The organism is Allobosea sp. 10L417, from assembly GCF_056395485.1.
The window spans coordinates 222,023-238,145 of sequence record NZ_JBFTJP010000011.1 but is presented as its reverse complement, the minus strand read 5'-3'; the positions used below and the strand labels follow the sequence as shown (position 1 = coordinate 238,145).

Annotated in this window: 13 protein-coding genes; 5 read left to right on the top strand and 8 right to left on the bottom strand. The window is 66.4% G+C overall.

The annotated features are described in order from the left end of the window. Positions 1 to 69: 69 nt before the first annotated feature. Complete coding sequence (locus AC1DE3_RS23610) at positions 70 to 1,626, top strand: acetolactate synthase large subunit (RefSeq protein ID WP_441510789.1); 1,557 nt, start codon at positions 70 to 72, stop codon at positions 1,624 to 1,626. A gap of 165 nt (positions 1,627 to 1,791) precedes the next feature. Continuing rightward, positions 1,792 to 2,535, top strand: coding sequence for an acetoacetate decarboxylase (locus AC1DE3_RS23605; protein ID WP_441510788.1), 744 nt, complete (start codon positions 1,792 to 1,794; stop codon positions 2,533 to 2,535). A gap of 18 nt (positions 2,536 to 2,553) precedes the next feature. Here the strand turns inward: AC1DE3_RS23605 and AC1DE3_RS23600 are convergent, their stop codons facing one another. The 3 genes from AC1DE3_RS23600 to AC1DE3_RS23590 form a co-directional block, all read right to left on the bottom strand. Further along, a complete protein-coding gene (locus AC1DE3_RS23600; RefSeq protein WP_441510787.1) occupies positions 2,554 to 3,597 on the bottom strand; it encodes a histone deacetylase family protein in 1,044 nt (347 codons plus the stop codon). 126 nt (positions 3,598 to 3,723) lie between these two features. Next, positions 3,724 to 4,326 carry a TetR/AcrR family transcriptional regulator gene (locus AC1DE3_RS23595; RefSeq protein ID WP_441510786.1) on the bottom strand — a complete coding sequence of 201 codons (603 nt, stop codon included), beginning with the start codon at positions 4,324 to 4,326 and terminating at the stop codon, positions 3,724 to 3,726. Between the two features lie 112 nt (positions 4,327 to 4,438). Beyond that, entirely contained in the window at positions 4,439 to 5,617 is a 1,179-nt protein-coding gene (locus AC1DE3_RS23590) for an acyl-CoA dehydrogenase family protein (protein ID WP_476780911.1), read from the bottom strand. A 236-nt stretch (positions 5,618 to 5,853) separates the two neighbouring features. On the opposite strand from AC1DE3_RS23590, the gene AC1DE3_RS23585 reads away from it, so the two are divergent. The 3 genes from AC1DE3_RS23585 to AC1DE3_RS23575 all read left to right on the top strand — a co-directional run bounded on the left by AC1DE3_RS23585 (position 5,854) and on the right by AC1DE3_RS23575 (position 9,912). After that, a complete protein-coding gene (locus AC1DE3_RS23585; RefSeq protein ID WP_441510784.1) occupies positions 5,854 to 7,431 on the top strand; it encodes an acyl-CoA carboxylase subunit beta in 1,578 nt (525 codons plus the stop codon). Between the two features lie 8 nt (positions 7,432 to 7,439). After that, entirely contained in the window at positions 7,440 to 9,428 is a 1,989-nt protein-coding gene (locus AC1DE3_RS23580) for an acetyl/propionyl/methylcrotonyl-CoA carboxylase subunit alpha (protein ID WP_476852811.1), read from the top strand. Between the two features lie 172 nt (positions 9,429 to 9,600). Continuing rightward, the gene (locus AC1DE3_RS23575; RefSeq protein WP_441510782.1) at positions 9,601 to 9,912 is read left to right on the top strand and encodes a hypothetical protein; all 312 of its coding nucleotides are present in this window, start codon (positions 9,601 to 9,603) and stop codon (positions 9,910 to 9,912) included. A gap of 7 nt (positions 9,913 to 9,919) precedes the next feature. Here the strand turns inward: AC1DE3_RS23575 and AC1DE3_RS23570 are convergent, their stop codons facing one another. The 5 genes from AC1DE3_RS23570 to AC1DE3_RS23550 form a co-directional block, all read right to left on the bottom strand. Beyond that, the gene (locus AC1DE3_RS23570; protein ID WP_441510781.1) at positions 9,920 to 10,876 is read right to left on the bottom strand and encodes a succinylglutamate desuccinylase/aspartoacylase family protein; all 957 of its coding nucleotides are present in this window, start codon (positions 10,874 to 10,876) and stop codon (positions 9,920 to 9,922) included. A 10-nt stretch (positions 10,877 to 10,886) separates the two neighbouring features. Then, the gene (locus AC1DE3_RS23565; RefSeq protein WP_441510780.1) at positions 10,887 to 11,708 is read right to left on the bottom strand and encodes an ABC transporter permease; all 822 of its coding nucleotides are present in this window, start codon (positions 11,706 to 11,708) and stop codon (positions 10,887 to 10,889) included. Between the two features lie 10 nt (positions 11,709 to 11,718). After that, entirely contained in the window at positions 11,719 to 12,654 is a 936-nt protein-coding gene (locus AC1DE3_RS23560; protein ID WP_441510779.1) for an ABC transporter permease, read from the bottom strand. Between the two features lie 105 nt (positions 12,655 to 12,759). Continuing rightward, positions 12,760 to 14,349 (bottom strand): ABC transporter substrate-binding protein, encoded by a 1,590-nt coding sequence (locus AC1DE3_RS23555; protein ID WP_441511185.1) that lies wholly within the window; start codon positions 14,347 to 14,349, stop codon positions 12,760 to 12,762. A 119-nt stretch (positions 14,350 to 14,468) separates the two neighbouring features. Then, a complete protein-coding gene (locus AC1DE3_RS23550) occupies positions 14,469 to 16,088 on the bottom strand; it encodes an amidohydrolase (RefSeq protein WP_476852810.1) in 1,620 nt (539 codons plus the stop codon). Positions 16,089 to 16,123 lie beyond the last annotated feature (35 nt).

Here is a 16,123-nt window from a genome sequence, read left to right as displayed (position 1 = left end):
GCGAGAGGAATTTCCTCCCTTCACGGCCGCTGGCGCAGGGGCGCCTTCTATCGAGTCGAGGTTTTCAGGATGAACGGCGCCGACCGCCTTTGCGACACCCTTCTGATCAACGGCGTCGATACCTGCTTCGCCAATCCCGGCACTTCCGAGATGCACTTCGTCGCGGCGCTCGACCGCAAGCCGCAGATGCGCTGCGTGCTCGGCCTGTTCGAGGGCGTGGTGACCGGTGCCGCCGATGGCTATGCCCGCATGGCCGACAAGCCGGCCGCGACGCTGCTGCATTGCGGGCCGGGCATGGCGAACGCGCTCGCCAACATGCACAATGCAAGGCGTGCCCGCACGCCGATGATCAATGTCGTCGGCGACCATGCCACCTACCATCTCCAGCATGACGCGCCGCTGACCAGCGATATCGAGAGCCTGGCGCATCCGATGTCGCATTTCGTCCGCCGCATCGCCTCGCCCGAGGATGTCGGCCCGGCGATCGGAGAGGCCTATGTCGCCTCGCTGACGCTGCCCGGCGTCACCACCGTGATCCTGCCGGCCGACTGCGCCTGGGGCAGCGTCGAGCCGGCCGCCCTCAAGCCGACGCCGCTGCCGGCGCTGAAGAGCGTCGATTCAGCGGCGATTCGCGAGGTCGCCGCCGGGCTGCGCAAGCATGGCGCGCGCGCCGCGATCATGCTGACGGGGCTCGCGCTGCGGGAGAAGCCGATGGAGATGGCAGCCCGCGTCTGCGCCGCGACCGGCGCCAAGATCTTCAGCCAGATGTCGAATGGGCGCATTCAGCGCGGCGCCGGCCGCGTCGCCATGCCCAAGGTGTTCTATCCGATCGACAAGGCGCTCGATCAGCTCAAGGACGTCGATTATCTCGTGCTGGTCGGCGCGCAGACGCCGGTCGGTTTCTTCGCCTATCCGGGCAAGCCCGGGCGCCTTGTCCACGATGACTGCGAGGTCGCGACGCTGGCCAGCCCGGGCGACGATCTGCCCGCAGCGATCACGGCGCTCGCCGAGGAGATGGGCGCGACGAAGACGGCGCCCGTCTATATCGCCTCGCCGCGCAAGGAGCAGCCCGGCCTGCCGACGGGCAAGCTCGATGCCGACAAGGCCTGCGCCATCGTCTCGGCCCTGCTGCCGGAGAATTGCATCGTCTGCGATGAGTCGGTCTCCTCGGGCCGCAGCTTCTACTATGACTGCCACAGCGCACCGCAGCACGACTACATCCAGCTCACCGGCGGCGCGATCGGCGAAGGCATCCCGCTCGCCATCGGCGCAGCGGTCGCCTGCCCCGACCGCAAGGTCATCAACATGCAGGCCGACGGCTCAGGCATGTACACGGTGCAGGGTCTGTGGACGGAGGCGCGCGAGAATCTCGACATCGTCACAGTCGTCTTCGCCAATCGGACCTACCAGATCCTGCACGGCGAGATGCGCGCCGTCGGCGTCAACGATTTCGGCCGCAACGCCACGCTGATGCTCAACATCGACGAGCCGGCGCTGGACTGGGTCTCGATGGCCAAGGGCATGGGCGTCGAAGCCGCCCGCGCCACCACGGCCGAGGAGTTCACCAGCCTGTTCAAGGCCGCGCTCGCCAAGAAGGGGCCGTTCCTGATCGAAGCGGCGATCTGAGACAGCATCCGACCAAAACGCCCTCCGCCCGAGAACGACGTCTCGGGGTGGAGGGCGATCTTCACGCGGGCAGTGAGGAGAAGCTTTTCTATTCGTCCGGTCGCCATCAATCTGTCGCAGGGCCCCTGCCAGAATTGCGGCTGATTTCGAGAAGGAGCGACCAGCATGAACCGGGACGAGATCCTGAAGGCACCGTCGATGCCCGTCTTCAGCCCGAGCTACCCGCATCCGCCGAACCGCTTCATCAAGCGGGAATATCTGATCATCACCTACGAGACGGACCCTGAGATCATCCGCGCCGCGTTGCCGGAGCCGCTCGAGCCGGCCCCGGGCAACCTCGTCTATTACGAGTGGATGAAGATGCCGGATTCCTCCGGCTTCGGGTCCTATGAGGAGAGCGGCACCGGGATCTATGCCAGCTACAAGGGACAGCCCTGCAATTTCTCCGTGCAGATGTATCTCGACGACGAACCGCCCATCACCGGCGGACGGGAGATCTGGGGCTTCCCCAAGAAGTATGGCGTGCCGCGCCTCGGCGTGATGAAGGACACCCTGACCGGAACGCTGCACTATGACGGCGAGCGCGTCGCAATGGGCACGATGACCTACAAGCATCGCAGCCTCGAAGATCAGCTCGACAAGGTGCGCGACGGCATCGCTGGCCTGAACATCAACCTGAAGCTGCTGCCCGATGTCGATGGCGCACCGAAGGTAGCGCAGCTCGTCGGCTACAATCTCACGGACATCACGGTCCATGGCGCCTGGGAGGGCGAGGCGCGGTTGCATCTCATCCCTCATATCAATTGCCGGGTCGCCGACTTCCCGGTGCGGAGAATCGTGCGCGCTCGTCACCAGCTCGTCGATTTCACGCTGCCTTTCGGCCGGGTTCTGCACGACTACCTCGCATAGCACCCGCGCGTTTCGGCTTCAGGCGAACCCACCCAGGAACGCATCGAGGCAGTCGCCGATCGCCTCGATCGCATAGCCGCCTTCCTGCACAACAAGCGTCGGCAGACCGAGCGCCTTCACCTGCCGGCCGATGGCGCCGAAATCGGAGGCTTCAAGCCTGAGGACGCCGATCGGGTCGTCCTTATGGGCGTCGTAGCCGAGCGCGATCACCAGCACCTCGGCGCCGAAATCGCGGATCGCCTTGCCGGCCCTGTCGACAGCAGCCTGCATCTCGGCTCCGCCCGCGCCATGGGCGAGCGGCAGGTTGAGGTTGAAGCCCTCGCCCGGCCCGTTGCCGCGCTCGTCGTCATAGCCGGTGAAGAACGGGTAGTAGTTAGACGGATCGGCATGGACCGAGATCGTGAGCACGTCGCTACGGCGGTAGAAGATCTGCTGCGTGCCGTCGCCATGATGGGCGTCGACATCGAGGATCGCGACCTTGCCGAATTTGGAGCGCAGGCGCTGGGCGGCGATCGCGGTGTTGTTGAGATAGCAGAAGCCGGTGGCGCGATCGGCGCGGGCGTGATGGCCGGACGGGCGGCAGAGCGAGTAGACGGCGCGCTCGCCGGCGAGGATCGCATCGGCCGCAGAGACTGCGGTCTCGGACGAACGCAGCGTCGAATGCCAGCAATGCTCGCCGATCGGCACTGAGAGATCACCGAGATACCAGCCGAGCTGACCGATGAAGCCGGTGGGGCGGCAGGGCGGACGGACATCCTCGTCCGGGCGGCCGCTCCAATAGGGGAAGGTGCTCGGCCAGACTTCCGGCCCGCGCTCGGCCGGCAGGTCCTGCCAGCGCGCCCAGGCGGTTTCGAGGAAATTGACGAAGCCGGCATCATGGATCGCCAGGATCGGGTCCGTGCCATGCGCCGCCGGATGCTCCGGCTTGATGCCATGCTTCGCCAGCGCACCGAGAAGCCGGTCCGTCCGCTCGGGCAGGTCCTTGGGCGCAACGACCTTGCCGAAGCGCATATATTGCTGCGGATCGTGAAGGGCTTGATCGGGATGGTAGAAGGCACGCATCAGGCGAAAAATCCTCGTCAGGCAGCGAGGCGATCAGCCGGCCCCGCACCGGAATGCTAGCAATGACGGCGACGCCGGTCAGCTACGTCGATGCCGCCCGCCCCTGCGTGGCGGGCGGAGCGGGCCTTACGCCAAGGGCGAGAGCAGCGCCGCGAATTCGCGCGCCAGCGCATCGATCTCGAAGCGTTCGGGCCGGTACCAATCGGTGGAACCGTTGAGCGCGCCGAGCAGGAAATTGCGCAGGACGTCCGGCGCGCGCTCCCGCGGCAGGGCGCCGGCCTGCTGCAGCTCCCCGATCAGCCGGCGCCAGACATCTTCATAGGCGCGCCGCACGGCCCGCACGCTCTCCGGCGCCGGCGCGGCGCCGAAGTTGAATACCTTGATGCTGGCGCTGGTGTAGTCGCCGTGGCCGTGCAGCGCCGCAAGATGGCCGCGGATTGCCGCCTCCAGCCGCTGGCGCGGGTTTGCACCTTCGGTCGCGGCGAGCGCGGCGACTACGCCCTCGTGGACGAAGCGGACGCCGTCGTTGACCACCGCCTCGACGATCTCCTCCTTCGAGGCGAAATGGTAATAGAGGCTCGCCTTGCGGATGCCGACTGCCTCCGCGATCTCCCGCAACGTGGTCTGATAATAGCCGCCATTGCGCAGGAGCCGCGCGGCATGGTCGAGGATTTGCCGGCGCGAGCCGCCTTCGGTGTCGCGCTGGCTGCGGTCGGCGGCGACAGTCATGCGCAGCGCCCCGCGTCATTCTCGGGCGAAGCGAAGCGCAGACCCGAGAATCTCCGGCATGAGATGCTCGGGTCAGGCCCGAGCATGACGCTTGAAGGGGCGCGCAAACGTATCACAGCCGCTTCGCCACCTCTTCGAGCATCACCTCGGTGGCGCCGCCGCCGATGGACTGCACGCGGGCGTCGCGGGTCATGCGCTCGATGGCGCTCTCGCGCATGTAACCCATGCCGCCGTGGAACTGCAGGCAATCGTACATGACTTCGTTGACCAACTCGCCGCAATAGGCCTTGACCATCGAGACCTCGCGGGTGGCGTCGAAGCCCTGCGCGTCGAGCCAGGCGGCGTGGTAGACGAGCTGGCGGCCAGCCTCGACCTTGCTCGCCAGTTCCGCGAGACGCTGGCGGATCGCCTGCTTCTCCCAGAGCGGTGCGCCGAAGGCTTTTCGCGTCTTCACATAATCCAGCGTGAGATCGATAGCGGCCTGCGACTCGCCGATCGCCATCGCGCCGATCACGGTGCGCTCGTTCTGGAAGTTGCTCATGATCGCGTAGAAGCCGCGCCCCTCCTGCCCGAGCAGGTTCTCGGCCGGTATGCGGCAATCGACAAAGGAAAGCTCGGCGGTATCCGAGGAGCGCCAGCCATGCTTGTCGAGCGCGCGTGAGACGGAAAAGCCCGGCGTGCCCTTCTCGACGAGGAAGATCGAGACCGATTGCGAGGGCTTAGCCGCCGGATCGGTCTTGGCGGCGACGCAGTAGAGATCCGCGTAGACGCCGTTGGTGATGAACATCTTCGCGCCGTTGAGCACGTAATGGTCGCCCTCGCGCCGCGCCGTGGTGCGGATGCCCTTCACGTCCGAACCTGCATCAGGCTCGGTTACGGCGACCGCGACGATCTTCTCGCCGGCGATGATGGCCGGCAGATATTTGTCCCGCTGCGCCTTGCTACCGGCATTGGCGATGTGGACCGATGCCATGTCGGTGTGAACCAGCGCGGTGATGGCGACGCCCGAGAAGGTCGAGCGGCCCAGCTCCTCCGCCAGCACGACCGTCGCCAGCGTGTCCATCTCGGAGCCGCCATATTCGGCGGGATAGCGGATGCCGAAGAAGCCGAGCTCGCCCATGCGGCGCAGCACGGCGCGCGGGACGAAGCCGTCCTCCTCCCATTTCAGCGCATGCGGCTTGATCTCGGTCTCGACGAAGCGGCGGACCTGATCGCGCAGCGCCTCGTGCTCCTCGGTAAAGTACGGCGAGCGGCGCACGCCCTCGCCTGCAAGCGTCTCGACGGCCGACATGGCTTCCTCCTGCTTGACCGCGGCGCCGCGATCTGACTACCTACCGGACGGTAGGTGAATGTTGCGGCGAGATCAAGACGCCCATTCTACCTGCGAGCCCTCATCCTGAGGAGCGCCGAGGGCGCGTCTCGAAGGTTGCTCCAGACGGCTCCGACGCGCACTGGAGCATCCTTCGAGACGCCGCGTTCCGCGGCGCCTCAGGATGAGGGCTGAGGAAACGATCGCGGAAGAGGCACATGGCGCAGACCGATCCGGGCATCTCCACCACCCCTCCCCCGCTCTCGTCCATGCTGGAGATGCTGCGCCAGCGCCACGGCCTCGTCGCAGAAGGCGGCGGCGAGAAGCTGCGCGCCCGCCACGAGGCGCGCGGCAAGATCATGGTGCGCGCGCGAATCGACCTCCTGCTCGATCCGCAAACGCCCTTTCTCGAACTCTCGCCGCTCGCCGCCTGGGGGCTCTACGGCAACGAAGTGCCGGGCGCCGGCATCGTCACCGGCATCGGCGTCGTGCAAGGCCGCGCCTGCATGCTGATCGCCAACGACGCGACGGTGAAGGGCGGCTCCTTCTTCGCCGAGACCGTCCGCAAGCATCTGCGGGCGCAGGAGATCGCGGAGGAGCATCGCCTGCCCTGTCTCTACCTCGTCGATTGCGGCGGCGCCTTCCTGCCGGAGCAGGACCGCGTCTTCCCCGACCGAGACCATTTCGGCGGCTCCTTCTACAACCAGTGCCGGATGTCGGCGGCTGGCATCCCACAGATATCGATCGTCTTCGGCGGCGCGACCGCCGGCGGCGCCTATATCCCGGCGCTCTCCGACCAGGTCATCATGGTCAAGGGCACCGGCCGCATCCATCTCGGCGGGCCGCCGATCGTGAAGGCGGCCGTGCACGAGATCGTCGATGGCGAGACGCTGGGCGGGGCGGAGATGCACACGCTGGTCTCCGGCGTCAGCGACCATCTCGTCGAAACGGAGATGGAAGGGCTGGCGAAGCTGCGCGAGATCGTCGGGGCGCTCGGCGAAATCGGCCGCATCACGCCGCCCCCGCAGGCTCCCGCCGCTCCGAAGCTCGATCCGGCTGAGATCGTCGACATCGTGCCTACCGATCTGCGCCGACCCTATGACGTCCGCGAGGTCATCGCCCGCGTGGTCGATGACAGCGCCTTCAGCGCCTTCAAGCCGGATTACGGCGCGACCCTCGTCACCGGCTTCGCCCATATCCACGGCTATCCCGTGGGCATCCTTGCCAATAACGGCGTCCTGTTCTCGGAGAGCGCGGTCAAGGGCGCGCATTTCATCGAGCTCTGCGACCAGCGCCAGATTCCGCTCCTCTTCCTGCAGAACATCACCGGCTTCATGGTCGGCACCGAGGCTGAGCGCGGTGGCATCGCCAAGCATTCGGCCAAGCTCGTCTATGCCGTCTCGAATGCGCGTGTGCCGAAATACACCGTGCTGATCGGCGGCTCCTACGGCGCCGGCAATTACGGCATGTGCGGGCGAGGTTTTAGGCCCCGCTTCCTGTTCTCCTGGCCCAATGCCCGCATCGCGACGATGAGCCCGGAGGTCGCCGCGACCGTGGTGACGGAATTGCGCCGGCAATCGCTCAAGGGCGCCGCGGACGAAGCAGCCGTCGCCGAACTCGACAAGCGCACCCGCGCGCAGTTCGAGGAGCAGAGCGACCCCTATTACGCCACCGCCCGGCTCTGGGACGACGGTATCATCGAGCCCGAGCAGACGCGCGACGTGCTCGGCCTCTGCCTCGCACTGTCGGCTGGCGAAGCGCGCGATACCGGCCCCCGGCCGGTCTACCGGATGTGAGCGGCGCCATGTTCGACACTCTCCTCATCGCCAATCGCGGCGAGATCGCCTGCCGCATCATCCGCACCTCCCGCAAGCTCGGCATCCGCACCGTCGCGGTCTATTCCGACGCCGACAAGGAGGCGCTGCATGTCCGGCTCGCGGACACGGCCGTGCACATCGGCCCCGCCCCGGCGCGCGATTCCTATCTGCGCGCCGACCGCATCATCGCAGCCGCGCTCAAGACAGGCGCACAGGCGATCCATCCGGGCTACGGCTTCCTGTCGGAACGGCTGGACCTGATCGCCGCCTGCGAGGCGAACGGCATCGCCTTCGTCGGTCCCTCCGCCCAAGCCATCGAGGYAATGGGCGACAAGATCCGATCCAAGCAGATCGCCCGCGACGCCGGTGTGCCCGGCGTTCCCGGCTATGACGGCGCCGACCAGTCGCCCGAGGCGCTGAAGCGCGCGGCGCTGCGCATCGGCCTGCCGGTGATGGTCAAGGCTTCCGCCGGCGGCGGCGGCAAGGGTATCCGCAAGGTCGAGAACGAAGCCGAGCTGGACGGCGCCATCGCCACCGCCAGCCGCGAGGCCGAAGCCGCCTTCGGCGATGGGCGCCTGCTGATCGAGAAATTCGTGACGCGCCCGCGCCATGTCGAGGTGCAGGTCGCAGGCGACAAGCACGGCAACATCGTCCACCTCTTCGAGCGCGACTGCTCGGTGCAGCGCTCCAACCAGAAGCTGCTGGAAGAGGCGCCGGCGCCCAACCTCAAGCCGGAGGCGCGCGCCGCGCTGCACGAGCATGCACTGAAGCTTTCTCGCGCCATCGCCTACGACAATCTCGGCACGGTCGAGTTTCTGGTCGATGCCGCGACGCAGGAGGTGTTCTTCCTCGAGATGAATACGCGGTTGCAGGTCGAGCATCCCGTAACGGAGGCGATCACCGGGCTCGATCTCGTCGAATGGCAGATCCGCATCGCGGCCGGCGAAAAACTGCCGCGCAGCCAAGAGGAGATCACCTGCACCGGCCACGCCATCGAGGCACGGCTGACTGCCGAACGGGCCGATAAAGGGTTCCGCCCCGACACCGGCACGATCGCGCTCTGGCGCGAGCCGGCAGGGTTGCGCGTCGACAGCGGCGTCGGGACAGGCAGCGCCGTGTCGCCCTTCTACGACTCGATGCTCGCCAAGGTCATCGCCCATGGGCCGGACCGGGATGCGGCGCGGCGTCGCCTGGCCGATGGCCTGGACCGCATGACGGTATTCGGGCCCGCGACGATCCGGCCTTTCCTCGTCGATGCGCTGAGACAGCCGGTGTTCGCGCGCGGCGAGGCCACGACATTGTTCATCGGCGAGACCTGGCCCGCAGGCTGGCAAGCTTCGGGCGACGACTCCGCGGAACAGGACGCGGTCGCAGCGGCGATCTGGCTTACGGCTCGAGGCAATGCTGCGGCCGGGCCATGGAGGACGCTGAAAGGCTTTCGACTGCTCGCTTCGGCCGGCAAGCCCGGTGCCTGCCATCTCGCACTGACCTCGGGCGGCGAGACCCGCCGGTTGCGGGCGGACGGGACAGATGAGGGCATTCTCGTCACGACCGATCACCGGCAGGTCGAGGTTGCCGTGGCGGCAGCTGGCGCGACGCGTTACACGCTTCTGCTCGATGGCGGGCGCCTGTCCGTCGACGCGGTGCCGGATCGCTCCGGCATCTTCCTGCGCCATGGCAGCTTCGAAGGGCGCATCGAGATCGCGCTCGCGGTTGAGGCAGCGGCCGCCGCCCGCGCCGCACAGGGGCAGACCGGCGATTCCGTTCGCGCCACCATGCCGGGAACGGTCGCCGCCATCCATGTCGCCGAAGGCGACAGCATCGCCGCCGGCCAGGTCGTGGCCGTGCTGGAATCGATGAAGCTCTTCATGGAGTTGAAGAGTCCGGCGGCGGGAACGGTCGCGCGGATCGCCAGCCGGCCGGGGGCGACGGCAGCGGCTGGCGAGCTCCTGATCGCCATCGCGCCCTCACCGTGACCGCGAAAGGCACTGGATCGCGGCCGCAGGCCGCAAAGCCGCCGCCTTATCCTGCTTTCCTGAGCCGGCCAAAAGCAGGTCATATCAGCGTCCGTTCATTGTACCCCGGCTAGGAGGAAACGAATCGCCTTGCCGTGCCCGAGTGTCGGCGAGGAAACCGAAAGGAAAGACCATGTTGCGGCGTCAGTTCACGGTCTCGGCTCTCGCCTGCGCCGTCCTGCTCTGCGCGATCCCGGCCAAGGCTCAGTATTACGGCGGACCCTATCGCAACGGGCCGTCCTACGAAGACGACGAGGACGATCGTCCGCCGCCGCCACGCTATTACCGCCGCGATTATGGCTATGAGCGCCCATATTATCGGCCGCGCTACGGCAATATGTGCGTCACCGGCCGGGGCGATTGCCCGACACCGCCGCTGCCCTACGGCTCCGGCTGCGGCTGCAATATCCCCGGCTTCGGCACCAAGCGCGGCATCGTGCAGTAATCGCCGCTCAGATCCGGCGCGCGCTTTCCGTCCCGAGATAGCAGATGCCCTCGCCGGGCTTGGCCTTGGGATTGGGGAAGATGATGAAGCCGTCGCGCGGCATCGTCACGACCGTGCCATCGGCGCGGCGGGCGATCGGCGTGCCCTTGGCGACGCGCTCGCCGGTCTTCCAGGCGCCCTCGACACGGTCGCCCTCGGCCTCGCAGATGACGAGGTCATCCATGTGGACGACGACCCGCTTCTGTGGCGCCGGCGGCGGCTCGTCCGTCAGACCGACATGGGCGAGCGCGTTGCGGATCGCAGCATAGCCGACATCGACCGAAGCCGGGTCCTCATGGCGGCCGCATTCGAGCGTCACGCCATAGCCGCCGGCGAAACGCATGAACTCGGTGGTGCCAAAGCCTTCGGTCACGGCCAGCCGCGGCAGGTTCAGCTTCTCGCGAGCGGCGATCAGCCGGACATAGATGTCGAGCCAGCCATGGATCATCAGGTCAACGCCGAGGCAGGCGGCGAAGGCGGCTTCGGCTGCGCCATGGCGGAAAGGCTCGAGATCGCCGCGATTATCGTCCGGCCCGAAGAAGACGAAGGGCACGCCCTCCCCTGTGAAGGAATGGACGTCGAGCAGCATGTCGTGCTGACGCAGAATGGCGGAGAGGCGGTTGCCGATCCGGTCCTCATTGTCATCAGGCTGCGGCCGCTCGCGCAGGTCGCGGTTGAGGTTGCGATCGCCCTCGCGCGTATTCTGCCGATAGGCCTTGGGATTGGCGACCGGTAGGAAGGTGACCTCACCGCGCTGGATCGCGACGCGGCCGGCCCGGCAATCCTCGATCACGCGGGCGATGGCATTGGGCCCACAGGTCTCGTTGCCATGGACGGCACCCAGGACAAGGAGCTTAGGCCCCGCCTTCAGCCCATGGAAGCGGACGGTTTCGAGCGGCGGATCAATCAGGTCTGGAGTCGTCATGGGTCTGCTGTCAGGCTTTGCGGAGCTGCGAATGCGGATCGAGGATATCGCGCAGGCCGTCCCCTAGCAGGTTGAGGCCGAGCACGGTCAGAAAAATCGCAAGACCGGGAAAGATCGAGATCCAGGGCGCGGTCGAGATCTGGTCGCGCGCATCCGAGAGCATGCTGCCCCAGCTCGGGAAGGGCGGGCGGATGCCGAGGCCGAGGAAGGAGAGCGAGGCCTCCGCCAGCACCGCGCCGCCCATGCCGAGCGTGCCGATGACGATGATCGGGCCGGCGATGTTCGGCAGGATCTGCGTCAACATGATGCGGAAGGTGCCGTAACCGAGCGAACGGGCGGCCTCGACATATCCCAGCTGTTTGACCGAAAGGGTCGCAGCGCGGGTCAAGCGGCAGGTGAAGGACCAGTTGGTCAGGCCCAGCGCGATCAGCAGGCTGGTGAGGCCGGGATTGAGGATCGCCATGATCGCCAGCGCGAAGATCAGCGAGGGAATGGCGAGCATCATGTTTGTGAGGCCGCTGACGAAATCGTCCCACCAGCCGCCCCAATAGGCGGCGGAAAGGCCGAGCGCGACGCCGATCACCGTATTGATCAGTTGCGAGACGATGCCGACCGTCAGCGAGATGCGGGCGCCATAGAGCACGCGGCTATAGATGTCGCGGCCCTGCGCATCGGTGCCGAACCAGAACTCCGAGCCCGGCGGGATCTCGGCATTCATCAAATTGGCGTCCATGACGGGATCGGTGTGGGCGAACCAGGGCGCGAAGACGCCGCCGGCCACGACGAGCGCGAAACAGGCGCCGCCGATCCAGAGATTGGCACGGAACTTCATCGGCGGGGACCTAGCTGTATTTGATGCGCGGATCGACGATGGCGCAGAGCACGTCGACGGCGATGTTCACGACGAGGAAGAAGAGCACGATCGTCAGGATGCAGCCCTGCACGACCGGGATGTCGCGCCAGGTCACGCTGTCGACCAGCAGCGAGCCGAGGCCCGGCCAGGCGAACAGCTTTTCGACGACGACCGCCTGGCCCAGAACCGAGCCGAACTGCAGGCCGAGCGTGGTCAGCACGATGACGAGCGCGTTGCGGGCGACGTGCCAGCGCATGACGCGGAAGGAGCTCGCGCCCTTGGCGCGGGCGGTGCGGACGAAATCGGCATGCATGATCTCCAGCACGGCGGCGCGCGATGTCCGCGCCAGCAGGGCCAGCGGCGAGACGCCGAGCGCGATCGCCGGCAGCACGATGTAACGCGGATCGCCATCGCCATAGCCGAAACTCGGGAACCAACCGAGCGTCAGCGCGAAGCCGTACATTAGCAGGAGGCCGAGCCAGAACATCGGCAGCGACAAGCCCGAGACCGCTAAGACCATGGAGAGCATATCGACCCAGCTTCCCGGCTTCAGCGCAGCGAAGAAGCCGAGCGGCACGCCGATGACGATGGCGAAGAGCATGGCTCCGAGCGCGAGCTGAAGGCTCGGCCAGAGTCGCTCGCCGATCTGGTTGATCACCGGCTGGCGGGTGCGGAAGGAATCACCGAGATCGAAGGTGGCGAGGCCGCCGACATATTTCGCGAAACGCAGCGGCAGCGGATCGTTGAGGCCGAACTGCTGGTTCATGCGCGCGATGGTTTCGGCGTCGATATTGCTGCGCCCGTCAGCCATCTGGCTGGTGGCGAAACTGCCGGGAATGACGCTGAACAGCACGAAGATCAGCGCCGCGACTGCAAGCAGGATCGGGATCGCCTGCAACAGGCGACGCGAGACATAAGGCAACATGACGAGGGCTCCTGAAGCCGCTGTGCAGGGCGTCGCTACCGACGCTCGAATGCGGACAAGCTAACGCCGCCGCGCTGTCGCGCGACGGCGTCAGCTCAGGACGGTTTACTTCGCCGCCGGCGAGGTGGCGTCGACCCAGAGATCCTCGTAGCGCTGCAGCGCGAGCTCGGTCGCGTTCGGCTGGAGGCCGTGCAGCCAGGGCTGATAAGCCATGACCGCCTTGTTGTAGTTGAAGAACCAGACCGGGGCCTCGTCCTGCAGCATGGCATTGGCCTTCTTCAGCAGCTCCAGCTGCTTGGCCGGATCGTTCTCAGCCGAGGCGTCGTCGATCAGCTTGTCATAGGCCGCGTTCTTGAAGGTGGTGTAGTTGCAGGACGAACGCGGCGTCGCGGAGTGGAAGCACTTGAGCTGGGACAGCGCATCCGGGCCGGAGGTGTTCGACCAGATGAAGGCCTGGAAGTCACCGCCCACGACGACGCCGCCAAGCGCCGAGGTCTCGACCGGCTTGACCTTCACCTTGATGCCTACCTTGGCGAGCATCGGGATCGTCGCCTCGACGATCGGGATGCCCCAGCTCTCGTTCGGCGTCGCGGTCCATTCGAACTCGAAGCCATCGGGGTAGCCAGCCTCGGCCAGGAGCTTCTTGGCCTTCTCCGGGTCATAGGCGTAGGGCTTCGCATCCTTGTCGAAGCCCGGCACGGAGATCGGCAGCCAGCTCACCGCGCGATAGGCCTTGTCGCGGACGAGGCGCTTGATGATCAGGTCGCTGTCGATCGCGTAGTTGATCGCCTGGCGCACGCGCTTGTCGGAGAAGGGCTTGAAGGAGGGGTTCATGCCCATGTTGCGGGTGAAGACCTCCGCAACCTCGAGAATGCCCTTCGAGAGATTGGCATCGGCCTTGTAGGCGACATACTGGGTCGAGCCCAGGATCGAGACGTCGATCTCCTTGTTGCGGAAGGCGACGTCACGCGCGGCAGCCTCGCCCATCGGCGAAATCACCAGCTTGTCGGCATAGGGCTTCCCCGCCTTGTAGTATTTCTCCCAGCGCTCGAAGACCATGCGCGAGCCGGGAACATGCTCGACGAACTTGAACGGGCCGAGGCCGATCGGCTTGTTGAAGAAGTCCGGCGCCTGCGCCTCTTTGGCCGGCAGGATCGCGGTCATCGCGCTGTAGAACAGGAAGCCCGGATTGGTCTTGTCGGTCAGCGTCATCTCGATCGTGGAATCGTCGATCTTCTTGAGGCCCGAGATTTCCTTGGCCTGGCCCTTCTGGACCTCGACCGCCCCCCTGATGCGCGAGACGTAGCGCGCGCCGGGGTAGTTCTTCGTGCCGTCCATGATCCGGTTATAGGACCAGATGATGTCGTCGGCCGTCATCTTGCGGCCGTTATGGAACAGGGCATCGTCGCGCAGCTTGAAGGTGTAGGTCAGCCCGTCCGGCGAGACCGTGGCGCTCTTGGCGAGCTCCAGCTCCGGCTTGCCGGCATTCGCGTCCCAGCGATAGAGCATCCCGTGCAGTGCATAGCCGTAGATCTCGTCCTGGATCTGGTTCGAGACGTGGCTGTCATTGCTGACGAAGGACGCGCCATAGGGCGCGGTGAAGCGGATCGTCCCGCCGCGGCGCGGCTCCTGGGCCTGCGCCGAGATGGTAAAGGCCGCCAGCGTCAGCGCGGTCGCAAAGGCCAATTTCTTCAACAACACGATCATTCCTCCCGTTTTCGATTTTGCTCCGGCTGGTCCGGAGTTGTTTGCTTCCAAGTGGAACCATAACGGCTTTGCCGCGCTTGTCTTCCCCTGCGCGGTCAAAGCCGGCCTCAAGCCCGCTCGTAGACGACCTCGCCGCCCAGAATGGTGAGATCGCAGTGCGTGTCCTTGAGAATATCCGCCGGATCGGCCGTAAGCAGATTGCGCGAGAACACCGCGACATCGGCGAGGAAGCCCGGCGCCAGCCGCCCCTTTACGGCTTCCTGCTTCTGCGAGAAGGCGCCGTACTCGGTGTAGGCCTGCAGGGCCTCCTCGATCGAGACGCGCTGGCTTTCATCCATCACCGTGCCCTTCCAGGTCTGCCGGGTCAGCATGGTGTGGAAATTCGGGAAGGGGTTGGGGTCGCAGACCGGCGCGTCGCTGCCCGTCGCCGGCTTCAGACCGAGATCGAACCAGGTGCGGAAGGGGTAGCTCGGCAGCGCCCGCTCCGGCCCGAGCACCTTGACGTAAGCATCGCCGAAATCATGGATGAAGACCTGCTGCGGGCAGGGATAGATGCCGGCCTTGACCATGCGCTCATGCTGGGCCGGCGTCGAGAAGCCGCAATGCTCGATGCGGTGCCGTCGATCCAGATCGGGATAGGCCGCGAGCGCCTTCTCATAGGCGGTGATGAGCTGCTCGATAGCGGCATCGCCGATCGCGTGGCAGGCGAGCTGGTAGCCCTTCTTGTGGGCGTCGAGCACCATGCGTTCCAACTCCGCATCGTCCCACATCCAGACGCCGGTGGTCTTGTCCTCGCCGAGATAGGGCTCGGTCATCCAGGCGGTGCGCCCACCCGCCGAACCGTCGAGGAAGAGCTTGACCGCGCCGATCATCAGCATGTCGTCGCCAGTGCCGGAGATCAGCCCTGCCTCGTAGCAATCAGGCACGATCGAGCGGCCGTCGTCGCCGAGCAGGGTCAGCCAGGTGCGCACCGGCAGACGGCCGTCGCGCTTGGCGCGGTGGTAAGCCGCTATCTCGCCGAAGCCGCCCTTCTGGCCGACGGCGGCGTCCATGCAACTGGTGATGCCGAGCGAGAGCAGGTAGCGGCCGCCGCGCTCGATGCCGGCGATGATATCCTCCTCGGTCGCCGCGGGGATCGCGGCCTGCACTGGCGCGCGCGCGTTCTCGGCGAGCAGGCCGGTCAGGCGGCCATTCTGCTGTTCGATCAGGCCGCCCTGCGGCGTCGGCGACTTCTCGTCGATGCCGCCGAGCCGGAGCGCCTCGGAATTGCAGATCGCGATGTGGCCGCAGGTGCGCACGAGCATCACCGGGTTGTTCGGCGCAGCGCGGTCGAGCTCTTCGCGATAGGGGTGGCGGCCGGTGTCGAGCTTGGTCTGATCGTAGCCGCGCGAGAGGATCCATTCGCCCGGCTTCAGCGTCGCAGCACGCGCGGAGATCGCGCCCAGCAGCGCCTCCAGCGTCGGCGCGGCCTCCGGCTTGGAATTGACCCAGCCCATGGTCATGCCGAGCGAGACGAGATGCAGATGCGAATCGTTGAGACCCGGCGTCGCCAGGCGGCCCTTCAAATCGATCACCCGCGTCTTCGGGCCGACGAGCGGGGCGATCTCGGCATCGCCGCCGGCCGCGAGCACCCTGCCCTGCCAGATCGCCAGCGCCTCGACGACACCATCGTCGCGCCCGCACCAGATCGGCCCGTTGCGCAGCACGATATCGGCCTGAACCGCCATGGTTTTCTCCTGCATTTACTGTCTTCGCCGGCGCT

What these genes read in the sequence shown, in the direction of transcription:
- AC1DE3_RS23560 (WP_441510779.1), bottom strand. Translation starts at nt 12,654, where the DNA reads ATGTTGCCTTATGTCTCGCGTCGCCTGTTGCAGGCGATCCCGATCCTG.
- AC1DE3_RS23590 (WP_476780911.1), bottom strand. Translation starts at nt 5,617, where the DNA reads ATGTCGGCCGTCGAGACGCTTGCAGGCGAGGGCGTGCGCCGCTCGCCG.
- AC1DE3_RS23610 (WP_441510789.1), top strand. Translation starts at nt 70, where the DNA reads ATGAACGGCGCCGACCGCCTTTGCGACACCCTTCTGATCAACGGCGTC.
- AC1DE3_RS23600 (WP_441510787.1), bottom strand. Translation starts at nt 3,597, where the DNA reads ATGCGTGCCTTCTACCATCCCGATCAAGCCCTTCACGATCCGCAGCAA.
- AC1DE3_RS23565 (WP_441510780.1), bottom strand. Translation starts at nt 11,708, where the DNA reads ATGAAGTTCCGTGCCAATCTCTGGATCGGCGGCGCCTGTTTCGCGCTC.
- AC1DE3_RS23605 (WP_441510788.1), top strand. Translation starts at nt 1,792, where the DNA reads ATGAACCGGGACGAGATCCTGAAGGCACCGTCGATGCCCGTCTTCAGC.
- AC1DE3_RS23570 (WP_441510781.1), bottom strand. Translation starts at nt 10,876, where the DNA reads ATGACGACTCCAGACCTGATTGATCCGCCGCTCGAAACCGTCCGCTTC.
- AC1DE3_RS23585 (WP_441510784.1), top strand. Translation starts at nt 5,854, where the DNA reads ATGGCGCAGACCGATCCGGGCATCTCCACCACCCCTCCCCCGCTCTCG.
- AC1DE3_RS23575 (WP_441510782.1), top strand. Translation starts at nt 9,601, where the DNA reads ATGTTGCGGCGTCAGTTCACGGTCTCGGCTCTCGCCTGCGCCGTCCTG.
- AC1DE3_RS23595 (WP_441510786.1), bottom strand. Translation starts at nt 4,326, where the DNA reads ATGACTGTCGCCGCCGACCGCAGCCAGCGCGACACCGAAGGCGGCTCG.
- AC1DE3_RS23550 (WP_476852810.1), bottom strand. Translation starts at nt 16,088, where the DNA reads ATGGCGGTTCAGGCCGATATCGTGCTGCGCAACGGGCCGATCTGGTGC.